Here is a 21,680-nt window from a genome sequence, read left to right as displayed (position 1 = left end):
ACCACCGCCCAGTTTCTCATCTCTCGTCGTGGCGCGCGTGCGGGCCGGCTCAGAGCCAAGGCGATCATGGCCCGTAGCTTGCCAGGATAATCGGAGCAGAACCGGTGTTCCGGACCTTAACCTGGGTGTCCATGAGCGCGATGACCCTGGCGCAGTGGCTGCCCGAGGCGGCGGCGATCACCGTGCTGACCGGCGCCGGGATCAGCACCGACAGCGGGATCCCCGACTTCCGCGGGCCGAGGGGCGTGTGGACCATGGACCCCGGCGCCGAGGCGATGTCCACGATCGACGCCTACCTGGCCGACGCCGAGGTGCGGCGGCGCGCCTGGAGGTCCCGGCTGGACCACGCCGCCTGGGACGCCGAGCCCAACGCCGGCCACCGCGCCCTGGTGGACCTGGAGCGGGCCGGCCGGCTGCGCGCGCTGATCACCCAGAACATCGACGGGCTGCACCAGCGGGCCGGGTCCGGCGGCGAGCTGGTGATCGAGATCCACGGGAACATCCGGGACGCCGAGTGCCTGTCGTGCGGGCGGCTGACCCCGATGCGCGAGGTGCTGGACAGGGTGGAGGCCGGCGAGGAGGACCCGCCCTGCGCGGCCTGCGGCGGCATCCAGAAGTCGGCCACGATCTCCTTCGGCCAGGCGCTCAAGCAGGAGGTGCTGGACGCCGCGATCAACGCCGCCCGCTCCTGCGACCTGTTCCTGGCCGTCGGCACCTCGCTGACCGTCCAGCCCGCCGCGGGCCTGTGCCTGGAGGCGGTGGAGCACGGCGCCCGGCTGGTCATCATGAACGCCCAGGCCACGCCGTACGACGAGCTGGCCGACGCGGTGCTGCGCGAGCCGATCGGGACCGCCCTGCCACGCCTGGTGGAGCTGGCCCTCGGCGCCCCGCGCTGACCGCCCGGCCTGACGCGGGGTGTCCGTGAAGTGATCGGGTGGTCATCGATTGGCCATACAGTGGTGACCCATGGGGCGCCGGTTTGTTGGCGGGTCGTGACTTGGGCCCTCTTCCCCTGGCGGCGCAATCCTGACAAGCTCTATCCGTTACGGAGCAAGGAGGGATCGGGTTGGTGAGCGGGGTGTCCCGCACCGGGCGGCGGCCGGGCCGCCGGGGCGCGTCCGACCGGCCTCTTGACAGCGGGGCCGGAGGGCTGTCCGAAACCGACCCCGATCGCCCCCGGCGCTTCGGCCGGCTGGCGCCCGGCGACCGGGTGGCCGTGGTCGCGCCGAGCGGCCCCGTCGACCCCGTCCGGCTGGAGAAGGGCCGCGGCATCCTGCGCGAGCTGGGCCTGCGGGTCACCGTCGCCGAGCACGTCCTCGCCGACACAGCGCTCGCCGACGCCGGGCTCGCGGACGCCGGGCCTGCCGAGGCAGGCTCGTCCACGGCGGGCGCGGCGCGCAAGGGCTGGCAGCGGATCGCGGGCGCCGACGCCCACCGGGCCGCCGACCTCACCGCGGCCTGGTGCGACCCCGGAGTGCGTGCCGTCCTGTGCGCCCGCGGAGGCTACGGAGCCACCCGCGTCCTCGACCACCTGGACTGGGACCGCCTGGCGGCGCCTTCCGGCGGGACCGCTCCAAAGATCCTGCACGGGTCCAGCGACATCACCGCCCTGCACATGGCGTTCGGGCGGCGGCTGGGCGTCACCACGTCCTTCGGGCCGATGGTGGCGAGCGAGCTGTTCACCGAGGGGACCGACGGCGGCACGGCCGACGGCGACTGGCACCGGCGGTCACTGGAGCACTTCCGCGCCGTCCTGTTCGGCTCGGAGACCGCCGCCGACGGCCGTACCGGCACGGAGATCACCGGCACCCGCGTCCTGTGCGAGGGAACGGCGGAGGGCCCCCTCACGGGCGGCACGCTGTCCCTGCTCGCGGCGCTGATGGGCACCCCCTATGCGCCGCCGCCCGCCACGGGCCGGATCGTCTTCCTGGAGGACGTCGCCGAGGCCCCGTACCGGGTCGACCGGATGCTGACCCAACTGCTGCAGGCGGGCTGGTTCGACGGGGCGGCGGGGATCGCCCTGGGAGCGTGGCCGGGCTGCGGCGACCCCGCCGAGCTCGACGCCGTCTTCGCTGGGCGGCTCGGGCCGCTCGGCGTGCCGATCCTGGCCGGGCTGCCCGTGGGGCACGGGCCGCGCCAGCTGACCCTCGAGCTGGGCGCCCCGTACCGGCTCGACACCCACGCGCGGACCCTGGACGCGCAGCCAGGAGGTGTGCGATGAGCGGCAGGCACGCGCGTCCCGATCCGGCGGACGACGGCACCCTGGACTCGCTGCTGGTGCTGGTCGCCGAGAGCCTGGGCTACGCCTCGCGGCGGGTGCCGGGCGACGTGATGCTCCTGGAGGGCGCCAACCGGCTGCACGTCAGCATGCGCAACCTGCGGCAGCTCGCCCGGCTGGTGCCGCGCGACGACTGGCCCGCGCTGGTCTCCGACCATGTCACCACGATCGTCACCGCGATCGAGGAGCCGCTCGACCTGAGCGACTTCGACCTGGCGCAGCACCTGCTGCGCACCCGGATCTACCCGGCCGAGGCCGACAACGGCGTGCTGGCCGCACGGCCGTTCGCGCCGGGCCTGATCGAGGTCGTGGTGGTCGACACGCCCACCACGGTCCGCACGGTCACCACCGAGGAGATGGAGGGCTGGCCGGTCTCCGGCGACGCGCTGTTCATGCTGGGCCGCGCCAACGTCCGCGCCGACGGCCCCCTCCAGATGGAGGAGCAGGACCTGGGCGGCGTGCGGGTCGCCGCCCTGCACGGCTGGACGTTCTACGCCGTCACCCATCTGGCCTGGCTGGAGGAGTACCTGCCGATCGGCCCCTACGGGGCGCTGGTGATCGCGCCCAACCGCAGCCTGATCGTCGCGCACCCCATCCAGCCCGCCCATGGCGAGCCGCCCAGGGCCCGCTACCGCGCCGCCGTCGCCGCGGCCCGCGAGCTCCAGAGCCAGGCCCACACGGCCTACGAGGAGGGCCCGGGGTCGCTCAGCCCGCACCTGTACTGGTGGCGGGCCGGCGAGCTCACCCTGCTGGAGACCCGGTACGAGGACGACGCGCTGGTGCTGCCCACCGAGTTCGCCTCCGTCCTCACGACCCTGACGGCCGAGCCCTGACCAAGGTGAGCACCGTGGCCCGAGACTCCGGAAGCGGCGGCCGGCCCCGGCCGCCGCGGATCGTCGTGGCGCCCGACTCGTTCAAGGGCAGCCTCGACGCCGTCGAGGTGTGCGAGATCGTCGCCGAGGGCGCGCGCCGCGCGATCCCCGACGCGGTCGTCGCGTCGGTGCCGATGGCCGATGGCGGGGAGGGCACGCTGGACTGCTTCCTGGCGGCGCTCGGCGGCCAGGAGATGGTCCTGAACGTCCAGGACCCGCTGGGGCGCCGCATCCCCGCCCGGTACGCGCTGTCGATCGACGGGCGCTCCGCCGTGGTGGAGCTGGCCTCGGCGTCCGGGCTTCCGCTGGTCGCCGACCGCGAGCCGGACCCGCTGCGCGCCGACACCGCCGGAACCGGCGAGCTGATCGCCGACGCCGTCGAGAACGGCGCCCGCGACATCCTGGTCACCATCGGCGGCAGCGCCGGCACCGACGGAGGCACCGGGCTGCTGCGCGCGCTCGGGGTGCGGTTCCTGGACGCGCAGGGGGCCGAGCTGCCGCCCGGCGGGGGCGCGCTCGCCAGGATCGCCTCGATCGACGCCTCGGGCATCCCGGACGGCGTGCGCGAGGCCAGGTTCCGGGTCGCGTGCGACGTGACGAACCCGTTCATCGGGCCCAAGGGCGCCGCCGAGGTGTTCGCGCCGCAGAAGGGCGCCTCACCGGGCCAGGTGAAGGAGCTGGACGCGGCGCTGGAACGGTTCGCCGACGTCCTCGCCGAGACCACCGGCGTGCGCGTCCACGACCTGCCGGGCGCGGGCGCGGCCGGAGGCGTCTGCGGGGGCATGGTGGCCCTGCTCGGCGCCGAGCCCGCGCGGGGCGCCGAACTGGTGGCCGAGACGGTCGGGCTGGGCACCGCCCTGGCGGGCGCCGACCTGGTCGTCACCGGCGAGGGCCGGGTGGACGCGCAGAGCGCCGGAGGCAAGGTCGTGTCCGTGGTGGCGTCGATGGCCCGCGAGCGCGGCGTCCCCGTGGTCGCCCTGGCGGGGAGTGTCGCGGGGCCGCTGGAACCCCTGCACGCGATGGGCATGACCGCCGTCTTCAGCCTGGCCGACGGGCCCCGCACCCTGGACGAGCTGACCGGCTCGGCGGACCGCCTGCTGGCCGGTCTCGCCGAGCAGGTCGTCCGGCTGCGCTTCGGCTGACCGTCACGTGCCGGTCGTCACCTGCCGGTCGTCACCGGCCGGCCGGTTCGGGTTCGGGGACGGGCGTGCCGTCGTCCCCCGCTCCCGGCCTCTCGATCGCCAGCATGGGGACGAAGACGTGCGCGAGCGGCCCGATCGTCAGCGCGTACAGGACGGTCCCGACGCCGACCGTGCCGCCCAGCAGCCAGCCGGCCGCCAGCACGGTCACCTCGATGCAGGTCCGCACGACCCGGATGGAGTGGCCGCGCGCGGCCAGCCCGGTCATCAGCCCGTCCCGCGGTCCCGGCCCGAGCCCCGCGCCGATGTAGCAGCCGGTCGCGAACCCGCCCACCACGATCGCGGCGAGCAGGAACGCCCAGCGCGCCGCCAGGTGGCCGGGCGTGGGCAGCAGCCACAGGAACAGGTCGGCGAACACGCCCACCAGCACGGCGTTGCTGATCGTGCCGAGGCCGGGCCGCTGCCGCAGCGGGATCCAGGCCAGCATCACCGCCGCGCCGACGATGACGATCCAGGCCCCGATCGAGAGGCCGAACCGCCGGGACAGCCCTTGGTGGAACACGTCCCAGGGATCGTTCCCCAGCATGGACTCCACTTGCAGGGCGATGCCGAGCCCGTACGAAGCCAATCCCGCGTAGAGCTGGACCAGTCTCCGCGCCATCAAGGCCATTGACGCACCTTTCCACCATGTTCCCACCGATTTCGCCGCGTGACGTGACCAGTCTGGCGGGGTTTGGCCTGTCAGGTGGAGGGCCAATGTGCGAAAGTGGCTTGTATGAGCACGAACATGCGCTATGTCAACGGCACCCAGCTCGCGCGCCTGCTGGGCGACGTCCCCCAGGAGCGGCCCTACTACCTGGCCATGGCGCGCGCCGTGCGGGCGCTGGTGCTCGATGGACGGCTCGCCCTGCGCACCCGGCTCCCGGCCGAACGCGACCTGGCCGCCGCGCTCGGCGTCAGCCGCACCACGGTCACGGCCGCCTACGACCGGCTCCGCGACGAGGGGTACGTCGAGAGCCGCCGGGGCGCGGGGAGCTGGACGGCGCTTCCGCCCACCACCATGACCGGCCCGGCGCCGCGCCCGGTCCCGGCGCGGACGCGCGGGGGAGCGGGACTCTCGTTCGGGATGGCGCACGCGCCCGCCGCCGACGCGGGGTTCATCGACCTGGGCTGTGCCACGCCGGGCGTGCCCTCGATCTTCGACGAGGCGGTCGCGGCGGCGGTCGCCGAGCTGCCCCGCTACACCTGCGGGCCCGGCTACGAGCCCGCCGGGCTCGTCACGCTGCGGGAGGCGATCGCCGACCGCTACGCGCGGCGCGGCGTGCCGACCCGTCCCGACCAGATCGTGGTGACCACGGGCGCGCAGCACGCGCTCACGCTGCTGGCCCACCTCATGGTGGACCCGGGCACGCCCGTCATGGTCGAACGGCCCACCTACCCGCACGCCCTGGACGCGCTGCGCAGGGCCGGCGCCCGCCTGGTCCCGGTCGGCGTGAACGAGGGCTGGGACGTGGAACTGGCCGCCGGCAGCATGCGGCAGGCGGCGGTGCGGCTCGCCTACACCATCGCCGACTTCCACAACCCGACGGGACGGCTGATGGGGGAGGAGGACCGGGCCGCGTTCATCGATGCCGCCCGCCGCGCCGACGCGCTGGTGGTGGCGGACGAGACCTTCGCCGAGCTGGCCCATGACCTGGAGGAGGAGCCGGTGCCGCCGATGGCCGCGTTCGACACCGGCGGCCGGGTGATCACCATCGGCTCGGCGTCGAAGCTGATGTGGGGCGGGATGCGGATCGGGTGGATCCGCGCCACGGCGCCCCTGGCCCGGCGGCTGACGGTGGCGCGCGAGGCCACCGACATCGCCAGCCCGGTGATCGACCAGCTGATCGTGCGGGAGCTGATGGGGCGGATCGAGGAGGTCCGCGCCGAGCGCGCCAGGGATCTGCTGCGCTCGCGGGACGCGCTGGCCGCCGCGCTGCGCGAGCTGCTGTCCTCATGGGACTTCGTCCTGCCCGACGGCGGCATGTCGCTGTGGGCCAGGCTGGGCGCCCCCGTGTCCACGCCGCTCGCCGAGGCGGCCGAGCGGCTGGGCGTCCGGATCGTCCCCGGCCCGGTGTTCGGCGCGGACGGCGTGCTGGAGGACTACGTGCGGCTGCCGTACGTCCTGCCGCCCGGCACGCTGCGCGAGGCGGCCGAGCGGCTGGCGAGGGCCTTCGCCGAGGTGCGGTCGGCGCCGCCGGCCCGGCCGCTGCCCGCCTACGTGTAGGCACGTGTAGAAATTACGTGTAGGGACTGCGTGGACGACGGCTACTGGGCGTTCTGGATGTAGCCGACCAGGTACTCGCGCTCGCTCTCCAGCTCGTCGATGGCGCTCTTGACCACGTCGCCGATGCTGACGATGCCGGCCAGCCGCCCGTCCTCGACGACCGGCAGGTGCCGGATGCGGTGCTCGGTCATGGTGCGCCGCAGGTCGTCCACGGCGGCGCCGGGATCGCAGGTCCGCACCTCGGCGGTCATGATCTCCGAGACCGGCCGACCGAGCAGGCCGGCGCCGTGCTCGTGCAGGCCGCGCACCACGTCGCGCTCGGAGGCGATCCCGGCGATCGTGGCGCCGTCGGCGGAGACCACCACCGCGCCGATGTTGTGCTCGGCCAGCGTGGCCAGCAGGTCCCTCACGGTCGCGTCGGGAGGCACGGTCGCGACCGCCGTCCCCTTTCCGCGCAGAAGCTCGCGTATCCGCATGACATCACACTCCGGTGCCGGTTCGGACGCCGCCCGGGAAGGGCCGCGGTGGGCCGTGCGCCGGGCTCCTGCTGCCAAGGTGGCATGACTCGCCGGGCGGGAAAACCCCTGCGAGGGTAGGAAATCGGGTGCCCGGCCGGTATCAGGGGCGCACGGTGCGCGGCCCGGCGTTCCGGACCCCGGTGGCGTGCTCGGCGATCCAGGCCGCGATCACTCCGGGGTGGCTGCGCGGCACCCAGTGCCCCGCCGCGATGGCGCGCAGCGACAGGTTCGGGACGCGGGCCGCCAGGCCCTCCACCAGGTGGGGCGACACGAACAGGTCCTTGGTCGGGACGATGACCTGTGTGGGCACGTCGGTCCTGCGGTCCCGCGGGCGGCGCAGCCGTTCGCGCATGTTGGCCCGGTAGAGGCCCACCCCGTCGGCCCCGTCGCGCGCCAGCGTCGGGGCCGGATGGCCGGGACGGGGACGCACGCCCTCGCCGATCTCCAGCGCCCGTGTGAACAGCCCGCCCCTGCCGTACCGCCAGAGCAGCTCGGGCAGCATCGGCATCTGGAAGAAGGAGATGTACCAGGACCGCGCCCACTGTCCCGCCAGGCGCCTGAGGGCGCGCGGCGTCCGCCGGGCCAGCGCGCGGCGGGTCCAGTGCCCGACGTGGTCCAGGCACGGCCCGGAGATCGAGGTGAACGAGGCGAACCGCTCCGGCATGGTGCAGACCGCCTCCCACGCCTGGATCGAGCCCCAGTCGTGTCCCACCAGATGCACCGGCCGGCCGCCGGAGACGGCGTCCAGCACGGCCCGCAGGTCGGCCATCAGATGTTCGAAGGCGTAGCTCCGGGTGTCCGGCGGCCGGGACGACGCGCCCGCGCCCCGCACGTCGTAGCGGATCACGTGGAAGTCGCCGGCGAGCTCGTCGGCGACCTCGTCCCATACCGCGTGGGTGTCGGGGTAGCCGTGCAGGAGCAGCACGGCGGGGCGGGACGGCTCGCCCTGCTCGTAGACGGCCAGGTCGGCGTCGTCGCCCTGGACCCGCCGCCGCCTCGGGCCGGGGTTATCGGACACGCCGTCAATCATCCTGGACGGCGGTCGCCGGTCAAGCCCTCCGGACGTGACCCCCGCCACGGAGGGCGAACGTCACATCACGGGCGCGTCCGCCTCGATCCGGTGCGCGCCCGTGTAGACGTTCATGGTCTCGCCGCGCAGGAACCCTATCAGCGTCATCCCGGCGTCCTCGGCCAGCTCCACCGCCAGGGACGAGGGCGCCGACACCGCCGCGAGCACCGGGATCCCCGCCTGCGCCGCCTTCTGCGTCAGCTCGAAGGAGGCGCGGCCGCTCACCATCAGCACATGGCCGGACAGCGGGAGCAGCCCCTTGGCGAGGGCCCAGCCGACGACCTTGTCGACCGCGTTGTGCCGTCCCACGTCCTCGCGCAGGACCAGCAGCCCGCCGGACGCGTCGAACAGCCCGGCCGCGTGCAGCCCGCCGGTGCGCTCGAACACCCGCTGCGCCTCCCGCAGCCGGTCCGGCAGCGCGGCCAGCGACACCGCGGTCAGGCGCACCTGGTCGGAGGCGACGTCGTAGGGACGCCGTACCCGCAGCGCCTCGATGCTCGCCTTGCCGCACACCCCGCACGCGCTGGTGGTGGCGAAGGCGCGGCGCATCAGCTCGGAGGGCGGCTCGACCCCGTCCGCCAGGGCCACGTCCAGGGTGTTCTGCTCGGTGGTGTCGGCGCAGTAGCGCATCGCCACCAGATCGTCCGGCCGGGCGATGACGCCCTCGGCGGCCAGGAACCCCGCCACCAGCTCGAAGTCGTCACCCGGCGTGCGCATGGTGATCGTCAGGGGTCGGCCCGCCACCCGGATCTCGAGCGGCTCCTCGACGGCGAGCGTGTCGGGCCTGCGGCCGCGCACACCGGCCGTGCCCACCCTCAGAACCGGCCTGCGCACGGTGATGCGACCCATACGGCGACGCTACCCACGCGGGCCGCTCTCAGTCGTGTTCCCTTCGCCCGTGTCGCCTTCAGTCGTGGCGCTCGACGTTCCAGTTGGCCACGATCACGGCGAACGGCGGAATGATCATCGCGACCACCGACATGGCGAGGGCGGCCGTCACCGAGAACCGCCACACCACCGTCCAGGCCAGCACGAACAGTGTCAGGCAGACGCCCATCATGATCCCGTACACGACCTTGCGGCGCCTCATGACCGGGCCATTCCCGGCGGACGCCGGTCCGAACCGGGACCCGCGGGCGCCGGCCGCCCCAGGAGGCGTAGAGCCGCTCCTGCTTCCGGTCGGCCACGGGGTCACGCCGGAATTGCCAGTGATTGTGCTGGTCGTGTGGTACATGTCCACTCTGGGTATCCATGCGGTGACGCATCACCCTAGGAGGGAAGCGCACATGACCATCGGGGGGATCATCACCGCGATCATCTTCGGTGCGATCATCGGCTCGCTGGGCCGGCTGATCGTGCCGGGCAAGCAGGACCTGCCGGTCTGGCTGACGGTCGTGGCCGGCATCGTCGCGGCCTTCGTGGGCACCGCGCTGGCCAACGCCTTCGACCTGGAGACCCGGGGCTGGAACTTCTGGGAGACGCTGTTCCAGATCGCCGCGGCCGTGATCATCGTCGCGGTGCTGGCCGCGCTGTGGCCGAAACGGAGGGCCGGAACGGACGCCCGGCGCTAGCGCGGGCGCCCCGCTCGCGGGCGCGGCGCCCATGCCCGCTGGCGCGGCGCCCATGCCCGCCGGCGCGGTGCGCCCGGGTCACCCGGACCGCAGGATCGGGCGCAGGTCGTCCAGGACGGAGGGGTCCTCGATCGTCGACGGCACCGGCACGTCCCGGCCGTCGGCGATGCCCCGCATCACCCCGCGCAGGATCTTCCCCGAACGGGTCTTGGGCAGCGCCGGGACCACCGCGACCTCCTTGAACGCCGCGACCGGCCCGATCTGCCCGCGCACCATCGCCACCAGCTCGTCCCGGAGCGCCGCGGGGTCGGTGTCCACGCCGCTCTTCAGCACCACGAACCCGCGCGGCACCTGCCCCTTGAGCTCGTCGGCCACCCCGATCACCGCGCACTCGGCCACGGCCGGGTGCGCCGCGATGACCTCCTCCATCGTCCCGGTGGACAGCCGGTGCCCGGCCACGTTGATGACGTCGTCGGTGCGTCCCATCACCCAGACGTAGCCGTCCTCGTCGATGCGCCCGCCGTCCCCGGTCAGGTAGTGGCCGGGATGGCGGGTGAGGTAGGACTCCACGAACCGCTCGTCGTCCTGCCACAGCGTCGACAGGTTGCCGGGCGGCAGCGGCAGCCGCAGCACGATGTCGCCGTCGGTGCCCGGCGGCACCGGCGCGCCGTCCGGGCCCAGCACCCGCACGTCGTAGCCGGGGACGGGCACCGAGGGCGACCCCGGCTTGATCTCCATGGGCTCCAGCCCGCGGGGGTTCGCCACGATCGGCCAGCCGCTCTCGGTCTGCCACCAGTGGTCCACGACCGGCTTGCCCAGCACCCGTGTCGCCCAGTGGTAGGTGTCGGGGTCGGTGCGCTCCCCGGCCAGGAACAGCGTGTCCATCGACGACAGGTCGTGCCCGGCGAGCAGCGCGCCCTCCGGGTCCTCCTTCTTGATGGCGCGGATCGCGGTGGGCGCGGTGAACAGCGCCTTCACCCGGTGCTGCGCCGCCACCCGCCAGAACGCGCCCGCGTCGGGAGTGCCGACCGGCTTGCCCTCGTACAGGACGGTGGTGCAGCCGGTGAGCAGCGGGCCGTACACGATGTAGGAGTGCCCGACGACCCAGCCCACGTCCGAGGCGGCCCAGAAGACGTCGCCGGGACCGACGCCGTAGACGTTCTCCATCGACCAGCGCAGCGCCACCGCGTGCCCGCCGTTGTCGCGCACCACGCCCTTGGGACGTCCCGTGGTCCCCGATGTGTAGAGGATGTAGAGCGGGTCGGTCGCCGCCACCGGCACGCACTCGGCCGGTTCCGCGCCCGCGACCGCCTCGTCCCAGTCGGTGTCGCGCGGGCGCACCAGGTCGGCGTGCAGTTGCGGGCGCTGCCGGATCACGCAGCGGTCCACCTTGTGCGAGGCCAGCTCCAGCGCCTGGTCCAGCAGCGGCTTGTACGGGACGATCCGTGAGCCCTCGATGCCGCAGGACGCCGACACCACGACCTTGGGCCGCGCGTCGTCGATCCGCACCGCCAGCTCGTTGGCCGCGAAGCCGCCGAACACCACCGAGTGGACGGCGCCGAGCCGCGCGCACGCCAGCATCGCGATGACCGCCTCGGGGATCATCGGCAGGTAGATGACGACGCGGTCGCCCCGGTCCACGCCGAGGTCGCGCAGCGCCCCGGCGAACCGCGCCACCAGCTCGGTCAGCTCCCGGTAGGAGTAGGTGCGGACGGTGCCGGTGACGGGGCTGTCGTAGATGAGGGCGGGCTGCTCGCCGCGCCCCTCCTCCACATGGCGGTCGAGCGCGTTGTCGCAGGTGTTCAGCTCCCCGCCGGTGAACCAGCGGTAGAACGGCGGCGCCCCGTCGTCCAGGACGCGGTCCGGCGGGACCAGCCAGCGCACGTCTCGGGCGGCGAGCCCCCAGAAGCGAGTCGGATCGGCGATGCTGCGTTCGTATGCGGCGGCATAGGCGCCCATGGCTTCCTCCGAGGGGCGGGTTCGCTGCCCCAATACCCTATTCGGGGCGCATCCCTATAGGGCATGGCGGAGGCCCGGTTCGTCAAGTGCCCCCGGCGTGGCTTGTCGGTTCGGGACGCCTCACGTGTGCCCGTGCCGCAGGCCGTGCGTGAGCGCGACCAGCGCGGCCAGCACCGCGCCGCCCGTTCCGATCCAAAAGCACACGACGTAGGCGTGCAGGGTCGGGGTCGAGGTCCCCGCGATGGTCAGGCCCGCCAGCACGGCCGAGGTGACGGCGCCCGCGACGCTTCCGCCCGCGGTGCGCACCAGCGAGTTGATGCCGCTGGCGATGCCGCTCTCGCCCATCGGGACGTGCTGCACGGCCAGCGTTCCCAGAGCCGCGTAGGCGATGCCGAAGCCGATGCCCTGGATCGCGCTGAACGCCAGGATGTCGGACACGTGGGCGTGCGACACCGCGAGCCACATGTAGCTCACCGCCACGAAACCCGACCCGATCGCCAGCGTGAACGCGGGGCCGATCCGTGCCGAGATCCGTCCCGCCACCACGGAGAACCCGAGCATCGTCACGGTGCTGGGCAGCATGTACAGGCCCACGTCCAGGACGGACCCGCTCAGCCCGTACCCGAACCGCTCGCGCGGGGTCTGGATGAACCCGGCGATGAGCGTGAACATCGCGAACAGCGCGAAGCCGAGCAGCAGCGAGGCCAGGTTCGCCGACAGCGACCGCCGCCCGGTGAGCAGGGCCAGCCGCACCAGCGGCTCGCGCACCCGCATCTCCAGCCACACCCAGGCCGCGCACAGCACGGCGGCGCCGGCGAACAGGCCGATCACCGCGGGCGAGCCCCAGCCCCAGGTGTTGCCCTGGCTGATCGCCAGCAGCAGGCACACCAGCCAGCAGGCCATGAGCGCGGCGCCGGGCAGGTCGGGACGGCCGCCCGCGCGCTCGCCCACCTCGGGCGCGCACAGCGCGATGAGGACCATGCCCGCCGCGGCCAGCCCCCCGGCGATCCAGAACACCGGGGCGTGGCTGGTGGTGCGGGCGGCGATCAGGCCGGTCACCAGCATGCCGGCGGCGCCGCCCACGCCCATGGTCGCGCTGACCACGCCGATCGCGGTGGTGATCCGGTCGGCGGGGAAGGCGTCCCTGATCGTCCCGATGGCCAGCGGGATCAGCGACACCGACACGCCCTGCAGCGCGCGCCCGGCGATGAGCAGCGCCAGCGAGTCCGACAGCGCGCACATCGCCGACCCGGCCACCAGCGTGCCGATCGCCAGCAGGATCATCCGCTTCTTGCCGTACATGTCGCCGAACCGGGTGAGCAGCGGGGTCGCCACCGCGCCGGCCAGGAGGGACGCGGTGAACACCCAGGTCACCGCCGTCACGCTCGCGTCGAAGGAGGTCATGAGGCCGGGCAGCAGCGGGATCACCATGGTCTGCTGCACCGAGACCACGAGGCCCGCCGTGGACAGCGCCACCAGCGTGAGCGCGGCGCCCGCGGGGCGGGCCGCCGGGAGGGGCCGGGCGGGTGCCGCTGCGGCGGACACCGGACGTCCAAGGCCGGCGGACACGTGACCTCCTGAACCGCGGGGGGCGGGAATCGGCGAACGGCTCGCGGCGACGGCCCAGATTCTAATACTTCGTTTAGTTAAGTAACTTGCCCGGGGGTCCCGGCCGCGACGCGGGAGCGCCGGGAGAGACGGAGGTCTCACCTCCGCGATCGCCTTTCGCGGCCGGGCCCGGGCTCTCTAGGGTTGTGCGTGACGGGCGGCCCGGCTCCCGGACCGGTCGCCGCGCCGTCGTCCTGGGCTGCCGGGAAGGGAACTGATGCAGGTCGTCGCCACCGCCGGCCATGTGGATCATGGAAAGTCCAGTCTCGTGCGCGCGCTCGCCGGCGCCGGGCCGGGCGGCCCGCCGGGGCGCAGCCTCGACCTCGACGTCGCCTGGGCCGCGCTGCCGTCCGGCGAGCGGCTGGCCCTGGTGGACGTCCCCGGGCACGAGCGGTTCGTCCCCACGATGCTGGCCGGGGTCGGGCCCGTGCCCGCGGTGCTGCTGGCCGTGGCCGCCGACGAAGGGTGGATGGCGCAGACCGAGGAGCACCTGGCGGCGATCGACGGGCTCGGCGTGCGGCACGGCGTGCTGGCGGTGACCCGGTCCGACCTGGCCGACCCGACGCTGGCGCTGCGCCAGGCCCGTGAGCGCGTGGCCAAGTCGGGGCTGCGCGGCATCGAGGCGGTGACCGTCAGCGCCAAGACCGGTGACGGGCTGGACGCGCTCACCGCGGCGCTCGACCGGCTCGTCGCACGGCTGCCCGTCCCCGACCCGGGCGCGCCGGTGCGGCTGTGGATCGACGACGCCGGCGCGGGCGGCGCGGGCACGGTCGTCACCGGGACGCTCGCCGCCGGGACCGTGGCGGTCGGCGACGAGCTGGTCCTCACGCCGTCCGGGCACAGGGTGCGGGTCCACGGCGCCGAGGTGGCGCGGGAGGGCGTCGAGCGGGTGAGCGGCGTCGCCCGCGTCTCGCTGGAGGTGCGCGGTGTCCCGCGCGGCCGGTTCTCGCGCGGCATGGCGCTGGTGAGCCCCGGCCGGTGGACGCACACCGCCTCGGTGGACGTGCGCACCCGCTTCGGCGAGGCGTCCGGGAGGCTGGCACGGCAGATGACCCTGCACATCGGGTCCGCGGCCGTCCCGGTACGGCTGCGCCCCCTCGGGCCCGACACCGCCCGGCTGACCCTCAACACGCGCCTTCCGCTGCACCTCGGCGACGCCGCCCTGCTGCGCGATCCCGCGCGGCGGGCCGTCGCGGGCGTGACGGTGCTGGACGTCCGCCCGCCCACGCTCGTCCGGCGCGACGCGGGTGCGGCCCGCGCCCGCGAGCTGGCGTCCTGGCCCGACCGTCCCGACGGGGCGCGGATCCTGCGCCGCCACGGCGTGCTGCGCCGCGCCGAGCTGGCGGTGATGGGGTGTGCCGAACCGCCGTCCGCCGTGGAGATCGACGACGAGTGGATCGCCGATCCCGGCCGCTGGGACGAGCTGCGCGGCCGGTTGTCCGCGGAACTGGCCAGGCACTGCGCCGCCAACCCGCTCGCGCCCGGCCTCTCCCTCGAAGCGGCGCGGCTGAGGCTCGGACTGCCCAGCCGCCGTCTCGTGGTCGCCCTCGCCCGGCCGCCGATGCGCGTCCAGGACGGGCGCGTGTACGGCCCCGTTCCGCCGTGATGAGCCGGCGTTTTCGCAAAAAACAAATTGAACCCGGGTGCCCTTATCTGGCGTCATAGAGCACGGTTCGGAACGCACTTCCATAATGCACTTCCGTGATGGAGAGGAGCAAGTGGTGCCGTACCAGACGCTCAAGGGCGGCCGCGTCCCCATCCGGATGTGGACCGACCCGGACACCGTCGAGGACGTCGCGCTCGAGCAGCTGCGCAACGTGTCCGACCTGCCGTGGGTGGAGGGCCTCGCGGTGATGCCCGACGTGCACTACGGCAAGGGCGCCACCGTCGGCTCGGTGATCGCGATGCGCGACGCGGTGTCCCCGGCCGCCGTCGGCGTGGACATCGGCTGCGGCATGACCGCGGTGCGGTCCTCGCTCACCGTCGAGGACATGCCCGACGACCTGGCCCATCTGCGCGGACGCCTGGAGCGGGCGATCCCCGTCGGCCGCGCGTCCCACACGCAGCCGGTCGACCCGGCGGGACTGCGCGCGCTGAAGGAGCGCGGCTGGTACGCGTTCTGGAAGGCGTTCGACGACCTGCACCCGGCGGTGCGCAACCGGCTCGGCAAGGCCCGCGGCCAGCTCGGCACGCTCGGCTCCGGCAACCACTTCCTGGAGGTGTGCGCCGACGACGAGGGCGCGATCTGGCTGGTCCTGCATTCCGGCTCGCGCAACATCGGCAAGGAGCTCGCCGAGATCCACGTCGAGGCCGCGCGCAGGCTGCCGCACAACCAGGACCTGCCCGACAAGGACCTGGCGGTCTTCCTCACCGGCACCCGAAAGATGGACGAATACCGCCGCGACCTTTTCTGGGCGCAGGAGTACGCGCGCCGCAATCGCGCGGTCATGCTCGCGCTGGCGCAGGACGTCATGACGAAGTATTTCGGTGCACGGCTGAGCAAGTGGGACGACCCGATCTCCTGCCACCACAACTACGTGGCGGAGGAGGTCTACGACGGCGTCGAGCTGCTCGTGACCCGCAAGGGCGCGATCCGCGCGGGCGCCGGCGAGCTGGGCATCATCCCGGGGTCGATGGCCACCGGCACCTACATCGTGCGCGGGCTGGGCAACCGGTCGGCGTTCAACTCCGCCTCGCACGGCGCGGGACGCAGGATGAGCCGTAACAAGGCGCGCAAGTCCTTCACGGTCGACGACCTGCGCGAGCAGACCGCGGGCGTGGAGTGCCGCAAGGACGCGGGTGTCCTCGACGAGATCCCGGGCGCCTACAAGGACCTGGAGAGCGTGATGGCGGCGCAGTCCGACCTGGTCGAGGTGGTCGCGCGCCTCAGGCAGCTCGTCTGCGTGAAAGGTTGATCGTCCAGGGTAGGGGCGACCGCATATGGTGGAGCTTTCCGGGCGGCCGGCTCCGGGGGCCACCCCCGGAGCCGAGCACCACCAGAAAGGGGCGCCCTTGCTGGTCGACACCTTCGGTCGTACCGCGACGGACCTGCGCGTCTCCCTGACCGACCGATGCAACCTGCGCTGCACGTACTGCATGCCACCCGAGGGCCTGGACTGGCTTCCCAAGCCCGAGCTGCTCACCGACGACGAGGTGGTGCGGCTGGTGCGGATCGGCGTGGAACGGCTGGGCATCACCGAGGTGCGCTATACCGGCGGCGAGCCGTTGTTGCGCCGGGGCATCACCGGCATCGTGCGGCGCACCGCGGAACTGCGTCCACGTCCGCAGATCTCCCTGACCACCAACGGGATCGGGCTGGACCGGCTGGCGGAGCCGCTGGCGCGCGCCGGGCTGGACCGCGTCAACGTCTCCCTGGACACCCTCGACAGGGAGGTGTTCAAACGGCTCGCGCACCGGGACCGGCTGCCCGATGTGCTGGCCGGTCTCGCGGCGGCCCGTGACGCGGGGCTGCTCCCGGTGAAGGTCAACGCCGTGCTGATGCGCGGTGTCAACGACCATGAGGCGGTGCCGCTGCTGCGCTACTGCCTGGAGAACGGTTACCACCTGCGGTTCATCGAGCAGATGCCGCTGGACGCGCAGCACGGCTGGACCCGCGCCGACATGATCACCGCGGACGAGATCCTGGCGTCGCTGGGCGAGGCGTTCACCTTGAAGCCCGCGGACGCCGCCGAGCGGGGCAGCGCGCCCGCCGAGACGTTCCTGGTGGACGGCGGGCCGGAGCGGGTCGGGGTGATCGCGTCGGTGACCCGCCCGTTCTGCGGCGCCTGCGACCGGGTCAGGCTCACCGCCGACGGCCAGGTGCGCAACTGCCTGTTCGCCACCGAGGAGTCCAACCTGCGGGACGCGATGCGCGCCGGCGCGTCCGACGACGACCTGGCCGGGCGCTGGCGGGCCGCGGTCCGCGCCAAGCGGGCCGGGCACGGCATCGACGACCCGAGCTTCCTGCAGCCCGCCCGTCCCATGTCCGCGATCGGCGGCTGAGGCCGTGCCCTCCGCGGCCCGTCCACGACACTCACCGGAGGAGCAGCACGTGCTGGAGGAATGGATCGACGCGGTCTGCCTTGAGCTGGGTCTCGACCGCGATGACATCGACCGTGACCTGGTGCTCGACCTGGCCCGCGACGTGGCCCGCGGCGTGGCCAGGCCGGGTGCGCCGCTGACGGCGTACCTGCTGGGGCTGGCCGTGGGACGCGGCGCGCCCGCCAGGGACGCCGCCGCGCGACTCACCGAGATGGCCGGGGGCTGGGAGGGCGCGCGGGCCTCCGCGCGCAGCAGGCGCCACGAGGTGTGACCTCCCGGGCGCCTCTCAGCCGTTCTGAGCCGTTTTTGAGCCGCCTCTCGGTGGCCCCTGGGCCGTCCGCCTAGCCGGGAGGGGCGTCGCGGTCGGCCACAGGGACGACGTCGCGCAGGAAGCCGCGGCGGTCCAGGAACGCCGACAGGCCGTCCCGGTGCTCCTCGCAGGCCAGCCAGATCTTCCGCCGCTCCGGCGTGTGGATCTTGGGGTTGTTCCAGCGGAGCGCCCACACGGCGTCGGCCCGGCAGCCCTTGGCCGAGCACTGGAGTTCGTCGGCGCCCTCGCTCGCTTTCTGGTCGCTCACCCTGCCTACCCTGACATAACCGAATCGGCTCCCGGAACGGGGCGTCGGCCGGGCGGAGGTCGCCGGTCCGTCCGGCCCTTCCGGAGTCCGGGACCGGGTGTTTGCACCCCTTCGCCCCAGGACATGATCAGTCCGTGCGGAGCGAGGGCACGGGCGGTGCGGGGGCGGCCGACGAGGACGCCGGGGAGAGGCGCCGCCGCTGGCAGGCCCTGTCGGTGTGCCTGCTCGCGGCGTTCATGACGCTGCTGGACATCAGCATCGTCAACGTGGCGCTGCCCTCCATCCGGGAGGGCCTGCACGCCTCCGAGGGCCAGTTGCAGTGGATCCTGTCGGGGTACGCGCTGATGTTCGGCCTGGTCCTGGTCCCGGCGGGGCGCCTGGGCGACGCACGCGGCCGCCGCGCGGTGTTCATGGCGGGCATGGCGCTGTTCACCCTGTCCAGCTTCGCGGCGGGCCTCGCCCCCGCCATGCCCTGGCTGATCTTCGCCCGGCTGGTCCAGGGCACGGCGGGCGGGATCATCAACCCGCAGATCCTCGGCCTGATCCAGCAGTTGTTCACCGGCGCCGAGCGGGGCCGGGCGTTCGGCGCGCTGGGCACCACGATCGGGCTGGCGATGGCGGTGGGCCCGCTGCTGGGCGGCGCGCTGATCGCCCTGGGCGGGCAGGAGCACGGCTGGCGGTGGATCTTCTATGTGAACGTCCCGGTGGGCTTGGCCGCGCTGCCGCTGGCCTGGCGGCTGCTGCCCCCTCCGGTGCCCGCCGACCGGCGGAGGCGGGAAAGCCTGGACCCGGTGGGCGTGGTGCTGCTCGGCCTCGGCGTCGTCGCGATCATGCTGCCGTTCCTGCAGGAACGGCAGTGGCACGGCCCCCTGAAATGGGCGCTGCTCCCGGCGGGCGCCGCGGTGCTGGCCGCCTGGGTGGCGTGGGAGCGCCGCCACCCCTCACCGCTGGCCGACGTGCGGCTGTTCCGGTTCCGCTCGTACGCGCTGGGCTCCTCGATCGGGCTGCTCTACTTCGCAGGATTCACCGCGATCTTCTTCATCTTCACCCTCTACCTGCAGAACGGGCTGGACTACAGCGCGCTGGAGGCGGGTCTGGCGATCACGCCGTTCGCGCTGGGCTCGGCGGTGTCGGCCGCGGCGGGCGGTCGGCTGGTGTCGCGCTGGGGCCGCCATCTGGTCGCCGCGGGCCTGGTGGTGGTCCTGGCCGGGATCGGCACCGCGTGGCTGGCGGTGGAGCTGCACCCGGGCCGCGGCGTGGCCTGGTACATCGCGGCGCCGCTGCTCCTCGCCGGGGTGGGCAGCGGGTTCGTGATCTCGCCCAACCAGACGATCACGCTGTCGCAGGTGCCGCCCGGCGAGGGCGGCAGCGCGGGCGGCGTGCTCCAGACCGGCCAGCGGATCGGCACCGCCTGCGGGATCGCCGCGGTCGGCGCGACGTTCTTCGCGGCCGTCGCCAACAGCGGCGGCGACTGGGCGCTGGCGTTCCGGCACGGCCTGGTGGTCATCCTGGTGTTCGTGCTCTTGGCGCTGGGCGCCGCCGTGGCCGACCTTACGGCCGGACGCCGCCGGAGCCGCGTCACCGGCTCCGGTGGAAGCGGCGGCACAGCGCCCGCCCGAGCAGGGCCGCCGCGCTCCCCGCGATGAGGGTGAGCGCCCCGGCCACCGCCGCGAGGATCAGGTTCTGCTTGCGGACCCTGCCCGGGATCCGCGCGTACGGGACGGTCGTGAACGACACCAGCTCGTACCGGGAGACGTACCGCCCCGCCAGGCGGCGCTCCAGCGCGTGCTGCGCGGCGTGGGCGACCTTGTAGACCGGCGAGGAGACGCGGTCGCGCATCTCCACGAAGTTGTCCAGCGCCATCTCGGCGATCGCGTCGGTGTTGGGCTTGCGGCGGTCCTGGTAGAGCGCCAGCGCCAGGTCCCAGCGCCCGCCGGTCTCGGTCAGGCACCGGTCGATCTCGATGCAGTCCTCGAACGCGCAGTTGGCGCCCTGCCCGAAGAACGGCACGATCGCGTGGGCCGCGTCGCCGAGTAACGCGACCAGGGTGCCGTCCACCTCCCGCACCCAGGGTTCGCAGCGCACCGTGACCAGCGAGCCGACGGGGTTGTGCTCGAAGTCGTCGGTGAGCGCCGGCATCAGGCCCGCCACGTCCGGATAGTGCCCGGCGAAGTGGGCGCGGACCTTGCCGGGCGTGTCGAGCGCGGCGAAGTCGTCGCGCGGCCAGAACAGCGTGCAGGTGAACGAGCGGTCCAGGTTCGGCAGCGCGATCATCATCGAGTCCCCGCGCGGCCAGATGTGCAGCGCGTCCGGGTCCAGCGCGAACTCGCCGTCGCTCGGCGGGATGGTCAGCTCCTTGTAGCCGTGCTCCAGGAAGTCCTGGCCCACCTCGATGCCGTCCAGCGACCCGCGCACCGCGCTGTACGCGCCGTCCCCGGCCAGGACCACGTCCGCGGCGTCACCCGGGACGCCGTCCACCATCAGCCGCCCGCCCGCGACCCCGGTGACCCGCTGGGAGAACCGCAGCGTCACCCCGGGCGTGGACTCGGCGGCGTCCAGCAGCGCGGCGTTCAGCTCGGCCCGGCTGATCGAGTTGATCGCGCGCCTGCCGTCCGCGCTGTACGGCTGGAAGTCCGGTGCCTCGTGCCGTCCGCCCGCCCGGGGGTGCACCATCCGGCCGTGCATCGGCAGTGCCCGCTCCAGGGCCTGCTCGCGCAGCCCCACCTCCTCCAGCGCCGCCAGGCCCCGCGCCGAGATCGCCAGGTTGATGGAGCGCCCGCGCTCGGCCCCGGCGATCCGCGGGTCGGGGCGCCGCTCGTACACCGTCACCTCGATGCCGCGCCGGCCCAGCAGCGTGGCCAGCAGGCAGCCGGCCAGTCCCGCGCCGACGACCGCCACCCGCCGCGCGCGGGGCGCCTCAGTCCCGCTCATCGGTCCCGGTCATCCTCGGTCACCGTCTCCTCGATCTGCGAGCGGACCTCCCACAGGTCGGGGAACGCGGGCCTGAACAGGGTGGAGCGCAGGTAGTCCGCCCCGGCGGAGCCACCCGTGCCGATCTTGGCGCCGATCGTCCGCTCGACCATCTTGACGTGCCGGTACCGCCATTCCTGAATGCCCTCGTCCACGTCCACCAGCGCCTCGCACACCTCGGCCGCCGGGCCGCTCTCGTCGGCGTACACCTCCAGCAGCGCGCGCTGCACGCCCGGGTCGGGCTCCCACGGCCGCGAGGGGTCACGGTCCAGCGCCGGCCTGGGCACGGGGTAGCCGTGCCCGTCCAGATAGCGCAGCAGCGAGTCGAACATCGACCTGCGCCGCACCGCCGCCCGCAGCCGCGGGTCGTCGCGCAGGTCCGAGGCGGGGAACCGGCGCCGCCCCAGCACGGCCTCCAGCTCGCGGAACTGGTACGACTCGAAGCCGCTCGACGTGCCGAGCGCGTCCCGGAAGGCGGCGAACTGGCGGGGCGTCATCGTCTCCAGGATGTCCAGTTGCCCGACCACCGTCTTGAGGATCTTGGCGATCCGCCGCGCGGTGTGCAGCGCCCTGGCGCTGCCGCCCTCCTCCAGCAGCCGCTGGAGCAGCGCGGCCTCATGGAGGATCTGCTTGAACCACAGCTCGTACACCTGGTGGATGATCACGAACAGCAGCTCGTCGTGCGCCTCGGTGCGCGGCCGCTGGCAGTCCAGCAGCCGGTCCAACCGGAGGTAGCTCCCGTAGGTGAGGGATGCCTCGTCGTCGTGCATTGCCGCGCCCCTGCCGACCCGTCACCGGCACCCCGTCGTGC

Annotated in this window: 21 protein-coding genes; 11 read left to right on the top strand and 10 right to left on the bottom strand. The window is 73.7% G+C overall.

Annotated features, from left to right (window positions below):
• Positions 1-131: 131 nt before the first annotated feature.
• From QSK21_RS20575 to QSK21_RS20560, 4 genes are all read left to right on the top strand, one after another.
• A complete protein-coding gene (locus tag QSK21_RS20575) occupies positions 132-896 on the top strand; it encodes an SIR2 family NAD-dependent protein deacylase (protein ID WP_285698051.1) in 765 nt (254 codons plus the stop codon).
• Between the two features lie 173 nt (positions 897-1,069).
• Positions 1,070-2,221, top strand: a complete 1,152-nt coding sequence (locus QSK21_RS20570; protein WP_285698050.1) for a S66 peptidase family protein — start codon at positions 1,070-1,072, stop codon at positions 2,219-2,221.
• Positions 2,218-3,111 carry a hypothetical protein gene (locus QSK21_RS20565; protein ID WP_285698049.1) on the top strand — a complete coding sequence of 298 codons (894 nt, stop codon included), beginning with the start codon at positions 2,218-2,220 and terminating at the stop codon, positions 3,109-3,111. Before QSK21_RS20570 ends, QSK21_RS20565 begins: the two co-directional genes overlap by 4 nt.
• A gap of 14 nt (positions 3,112-3,125) precedes the next feature.
• Entirely contained in the window at positions 3,126-4,292 is a 1,167-nt protein-coding gene (locus tag QSK21_RS20560) for a glycerate kinase (RefSeq protein WP_285698048.1), read from the top strand.
• A 31-nt stretch (positions 4,293-4,323) separates the two neighbouring features.
• Here the strand turns inward: QSK21_RS20560 and yczE are convergent, their stop codons facing one another.
• Positions 4,324-4,959 (bottom strand): membrane protein YczE, encoded by a 636-nt coding sequence (gene yczE, locus QSK21_RS20555; protein ID WP_285698047.1) that lies wholly within the window; start codon positions 4,957-4,959, stop codon positions 4,324-4,326.
• 105 nt (positions 4,960-5,064) lie between these two features.
• On the opposite strand from yczE, the gene yczR reads away from it, so the two are divergent.
• Positions 5,065-6,555, top strand: coding sequence for a MocR-like transcription factor YczR (gene yczR, locus QSK21_RS20550; RefSeq protein WP_285698044.1), 1,491 nt, complete (start codon positions 5,065-5,067; stop codon positions 6,553-6,555).
• A 41-nt stretch (positions 6,556-6,596) separates the two neighbouring features.
• Here the strand turns inward: yczR and QSK21_RS20545 are convergent, their stop codons facing one another.
• The 4 genes from QSK21_RS20545 to QSK21_RS20530 all read right to left on the bottom strand — a co-directional run bounded on the left by QSK21_RS20545 (position 6,597) and on the right by QSK21_RS20530 (position 9,232).
• Complete coding sequence (locus QSK21_RS20545) at positions 6,597-7,031, bottom strand: CBS domain-containing protein (protein WP_285698042.1); 435 nt, start codon at positions 7,029-7,031, stop codon at positions 6,597-6,599.
• A 142-nt stretch (positions 7,032-7,173) separates the two neighbouring features.
• Complete coding sequence (locus tag QSK21_RS20540; RefSeq protein WP_285698040.1) at positions 7,174-8,091, bottom strand: alpha/beta fold hydrolase; 918 nt, start codon at positions 8,089-8,091, stop codon at positions 7,174-7,176.
• A gap of 72 nt (positions 8,092-8,163) precedes the next feature.
• Positions 8,164-8,991, bottom strand: coding sequence for a formate dehydrogenase accessory sulfurtransferase FdhD (gene fdhD / locus QSK21_RS20535; protein WP_285698038.1), 828 nt, complete (start codon positions 8,989-8,991; stop codon positions 8,164-8,166).
• 58 nt (positions 8,992-9,049) lie between these two features.
• Positions 9,050-9,232 (bottom strand): DUF3099 domain-containing protein, encoded by a 183-nt coding sequence (locus QSK21_RS20530; protein WP_285698037.1) that lies wholly within the window; start codon positions 9,230-9,232, stop codon positions 9,050-9,052.
• A 196-nt stretch (positions 9,233-9,428) separates the two neighbouring features.
• Here QSK21_RS20530 and QSK21_RS20525 point away from each other — a divergent pair, with 196 nt between their 5' ends.
• Positions 9,429-9,713, top strand: coding sequence for a GlsB/YeaQ/YmgE family stress response membrane protein (locus QSK21_RS20525; RefSeq protein WP_285698034.1), 285 nt, complete (start codon positions 9,429-9,431; stop codon positions 9,711-9,713).
• Between the two features lie 78 nt (positions 9,714-9,791).
• Here QSK21_RS20525 and QSK21_RS20520 read toward each other — a convergent pair whose 3' ends face one another.
• Positions 9,792-11,672, bottom strand: coding sequence for a propionyl-CoA synthetase (locus tag QSK21_RS20520; RefSeq protein ID WP_285698032.1), 1,881 nt, complete (start codon positions 11,670-11,672; stop codon positions 9,792-9,794).
• Positions 11,673-11,792: 120 nt separating this feature from the next.
• The gene (locus QSK21_RS20515) at positions 11,793-13,241 is read right to left on the bottom strand and encodes an MFS transporter (protein WP_285698030.1); all 1,449 of its coding nucleotides are present in this window, start codon (positions 13,239-13,241) and stop codon (positions 11,793-11,795) included.
• A 256-nt stretch (positions 13,242-13,497) separates the two neighbouring features.
• On the opposite strand from QSK21_RS20515, the gene QSK21_RS20510 reads away from it, so the two are divergent.
• The 4 genes from QSK21_RS20510 to QSK21_RS20495 all read left to right on the top strand — a co-directional run bounded on the left by QSK21_RS20510 (position 13,498) and on the right by QSK21_RS20495 (position 17,592).
• Positions 13,498-14,886 carry a GTP-binding protein gene (locus QSK21_RS20510; RefSeq protein ID WP_285698028.1) on the top strand — a complete coding sequence of 463 codons (1,389 nt, stop codon included), beginning with the start codon at positions 13,498-13,500 and terminating at the stop codon, positions 14,884-14,886.
• A gap of 115 nt (positions 14,887-15,001) precedes the next feature.
• Complete coding sequence (locus QSK21_RS20505; RefSeq protein WP_285698026.1) at positions 15,002-16,195, top strand: RtcB family protein; 1,194 nt, start codon at positions 15,002-15,004, stop codon at positions 16,193-16,195.
• 97 nt (positions 16,196-16,292) lie between these two features.
• Positions 16,293-17,282 (top strand): GTP 3',8-cyclase MoaA, encoded by a 990-nt coding sequence (moaA, locus tag QSK21_RS20500; RefSeq protein ID WP_285698024.1) that lies wholly within the window; start codon positions 16,293-16,295, stop codon positions 17,280-17,282.
• A 49-nt stretch (positions 17,283-17,331) separates the two neighbouring features.
• On the top strand, positions 17,332-17,592 hold the full coding sequence (locus tag QSK21_RS20495) for a DUF6457 domain-containing protein (protein ID WP_285698022.1): 261 nt from the start codon (positions 17,332-17,334) through the stop codon (positions 17,590-17,592).
• A gap of 70 nt (positions 17,593-17,662) precedes the next feature.
• Here the strand turns inward: QSK21_RS20495 and QSK21_RS20490 are convergent, their stop codons facing one another.
• Complete coding sequence (locus QSK21_RS20490; protein WP_285698020.1) at positions 17,663-17,899, bottom strand: hypothetical protein; 237 nt, start codon at positions 17,897-17,899, stop codon at positions 17,663-17,665.
• Positions 17,900-18,033: 134 nt separating this feature from the next.
• On the opposite strand from QSK21_RS20490, the gene QSK21_RS20485 reads away from it, so the two are divergent.
• Positions 18,034-19,545: an MFS transporter gene (locus QSK21_RS20485; RefSeq protein ID WP_285698019.1), complete on the top strand. Its 1,512-nt coding sequence runs from the start codon at positions 18,034-18,036 to the stop codon at positions 19,543-19,545.
• On the opposite strand, the gene QSK21_RS20480 is transcribed toward QSK21_RS20485, so the two are convergent.
• Positions 19,478-20,830 carry an FAD-dependent oxidoreductase gene (locus QSK21_RS20480; RefSeq protein ID WP_285698017.1) on the bottom strand — a complete coding sequence of 451 codons (1,353 nt, stop codon included), beginning with the start codon at positions 20,828-20,830 and terminating at the stop codon, positions 19,478-19,480. The two genes, QSK21_RS20485 and QSK21_RS20480, sit on opposite strands and share 68 nt — an antisense overlap.
• A complete protein-coding gene (locus QSK21_RS20475; protein WP_285698015.1) occupies positions 20,827-21,639 on the bottom strand; it encodes a tryptophan 2,3-dioxygenase in 813 nt (270 codons plus the stop codon). Before QSK21_RS20475 ends, QSK21_RS20480 begins: the two co-directional genes overlap by 4 nt.
• Positions 21,640-21,680: the final 41 nt, after the last annotated feature.

This window comes from Actinomadura sp. NBRC 104412, assembly GCF_030269515.1.
Taxonomy (GTDB): Bacteria; Actinomycetota; Actinomycetes; order Streptosporangiales; family Streptosporangiaceae; genus Spirillospora.
Note: the sequence above shows the minus strand (reverse complement) of the source record. Positions and strands in the feature narration are given on the sequence as shown.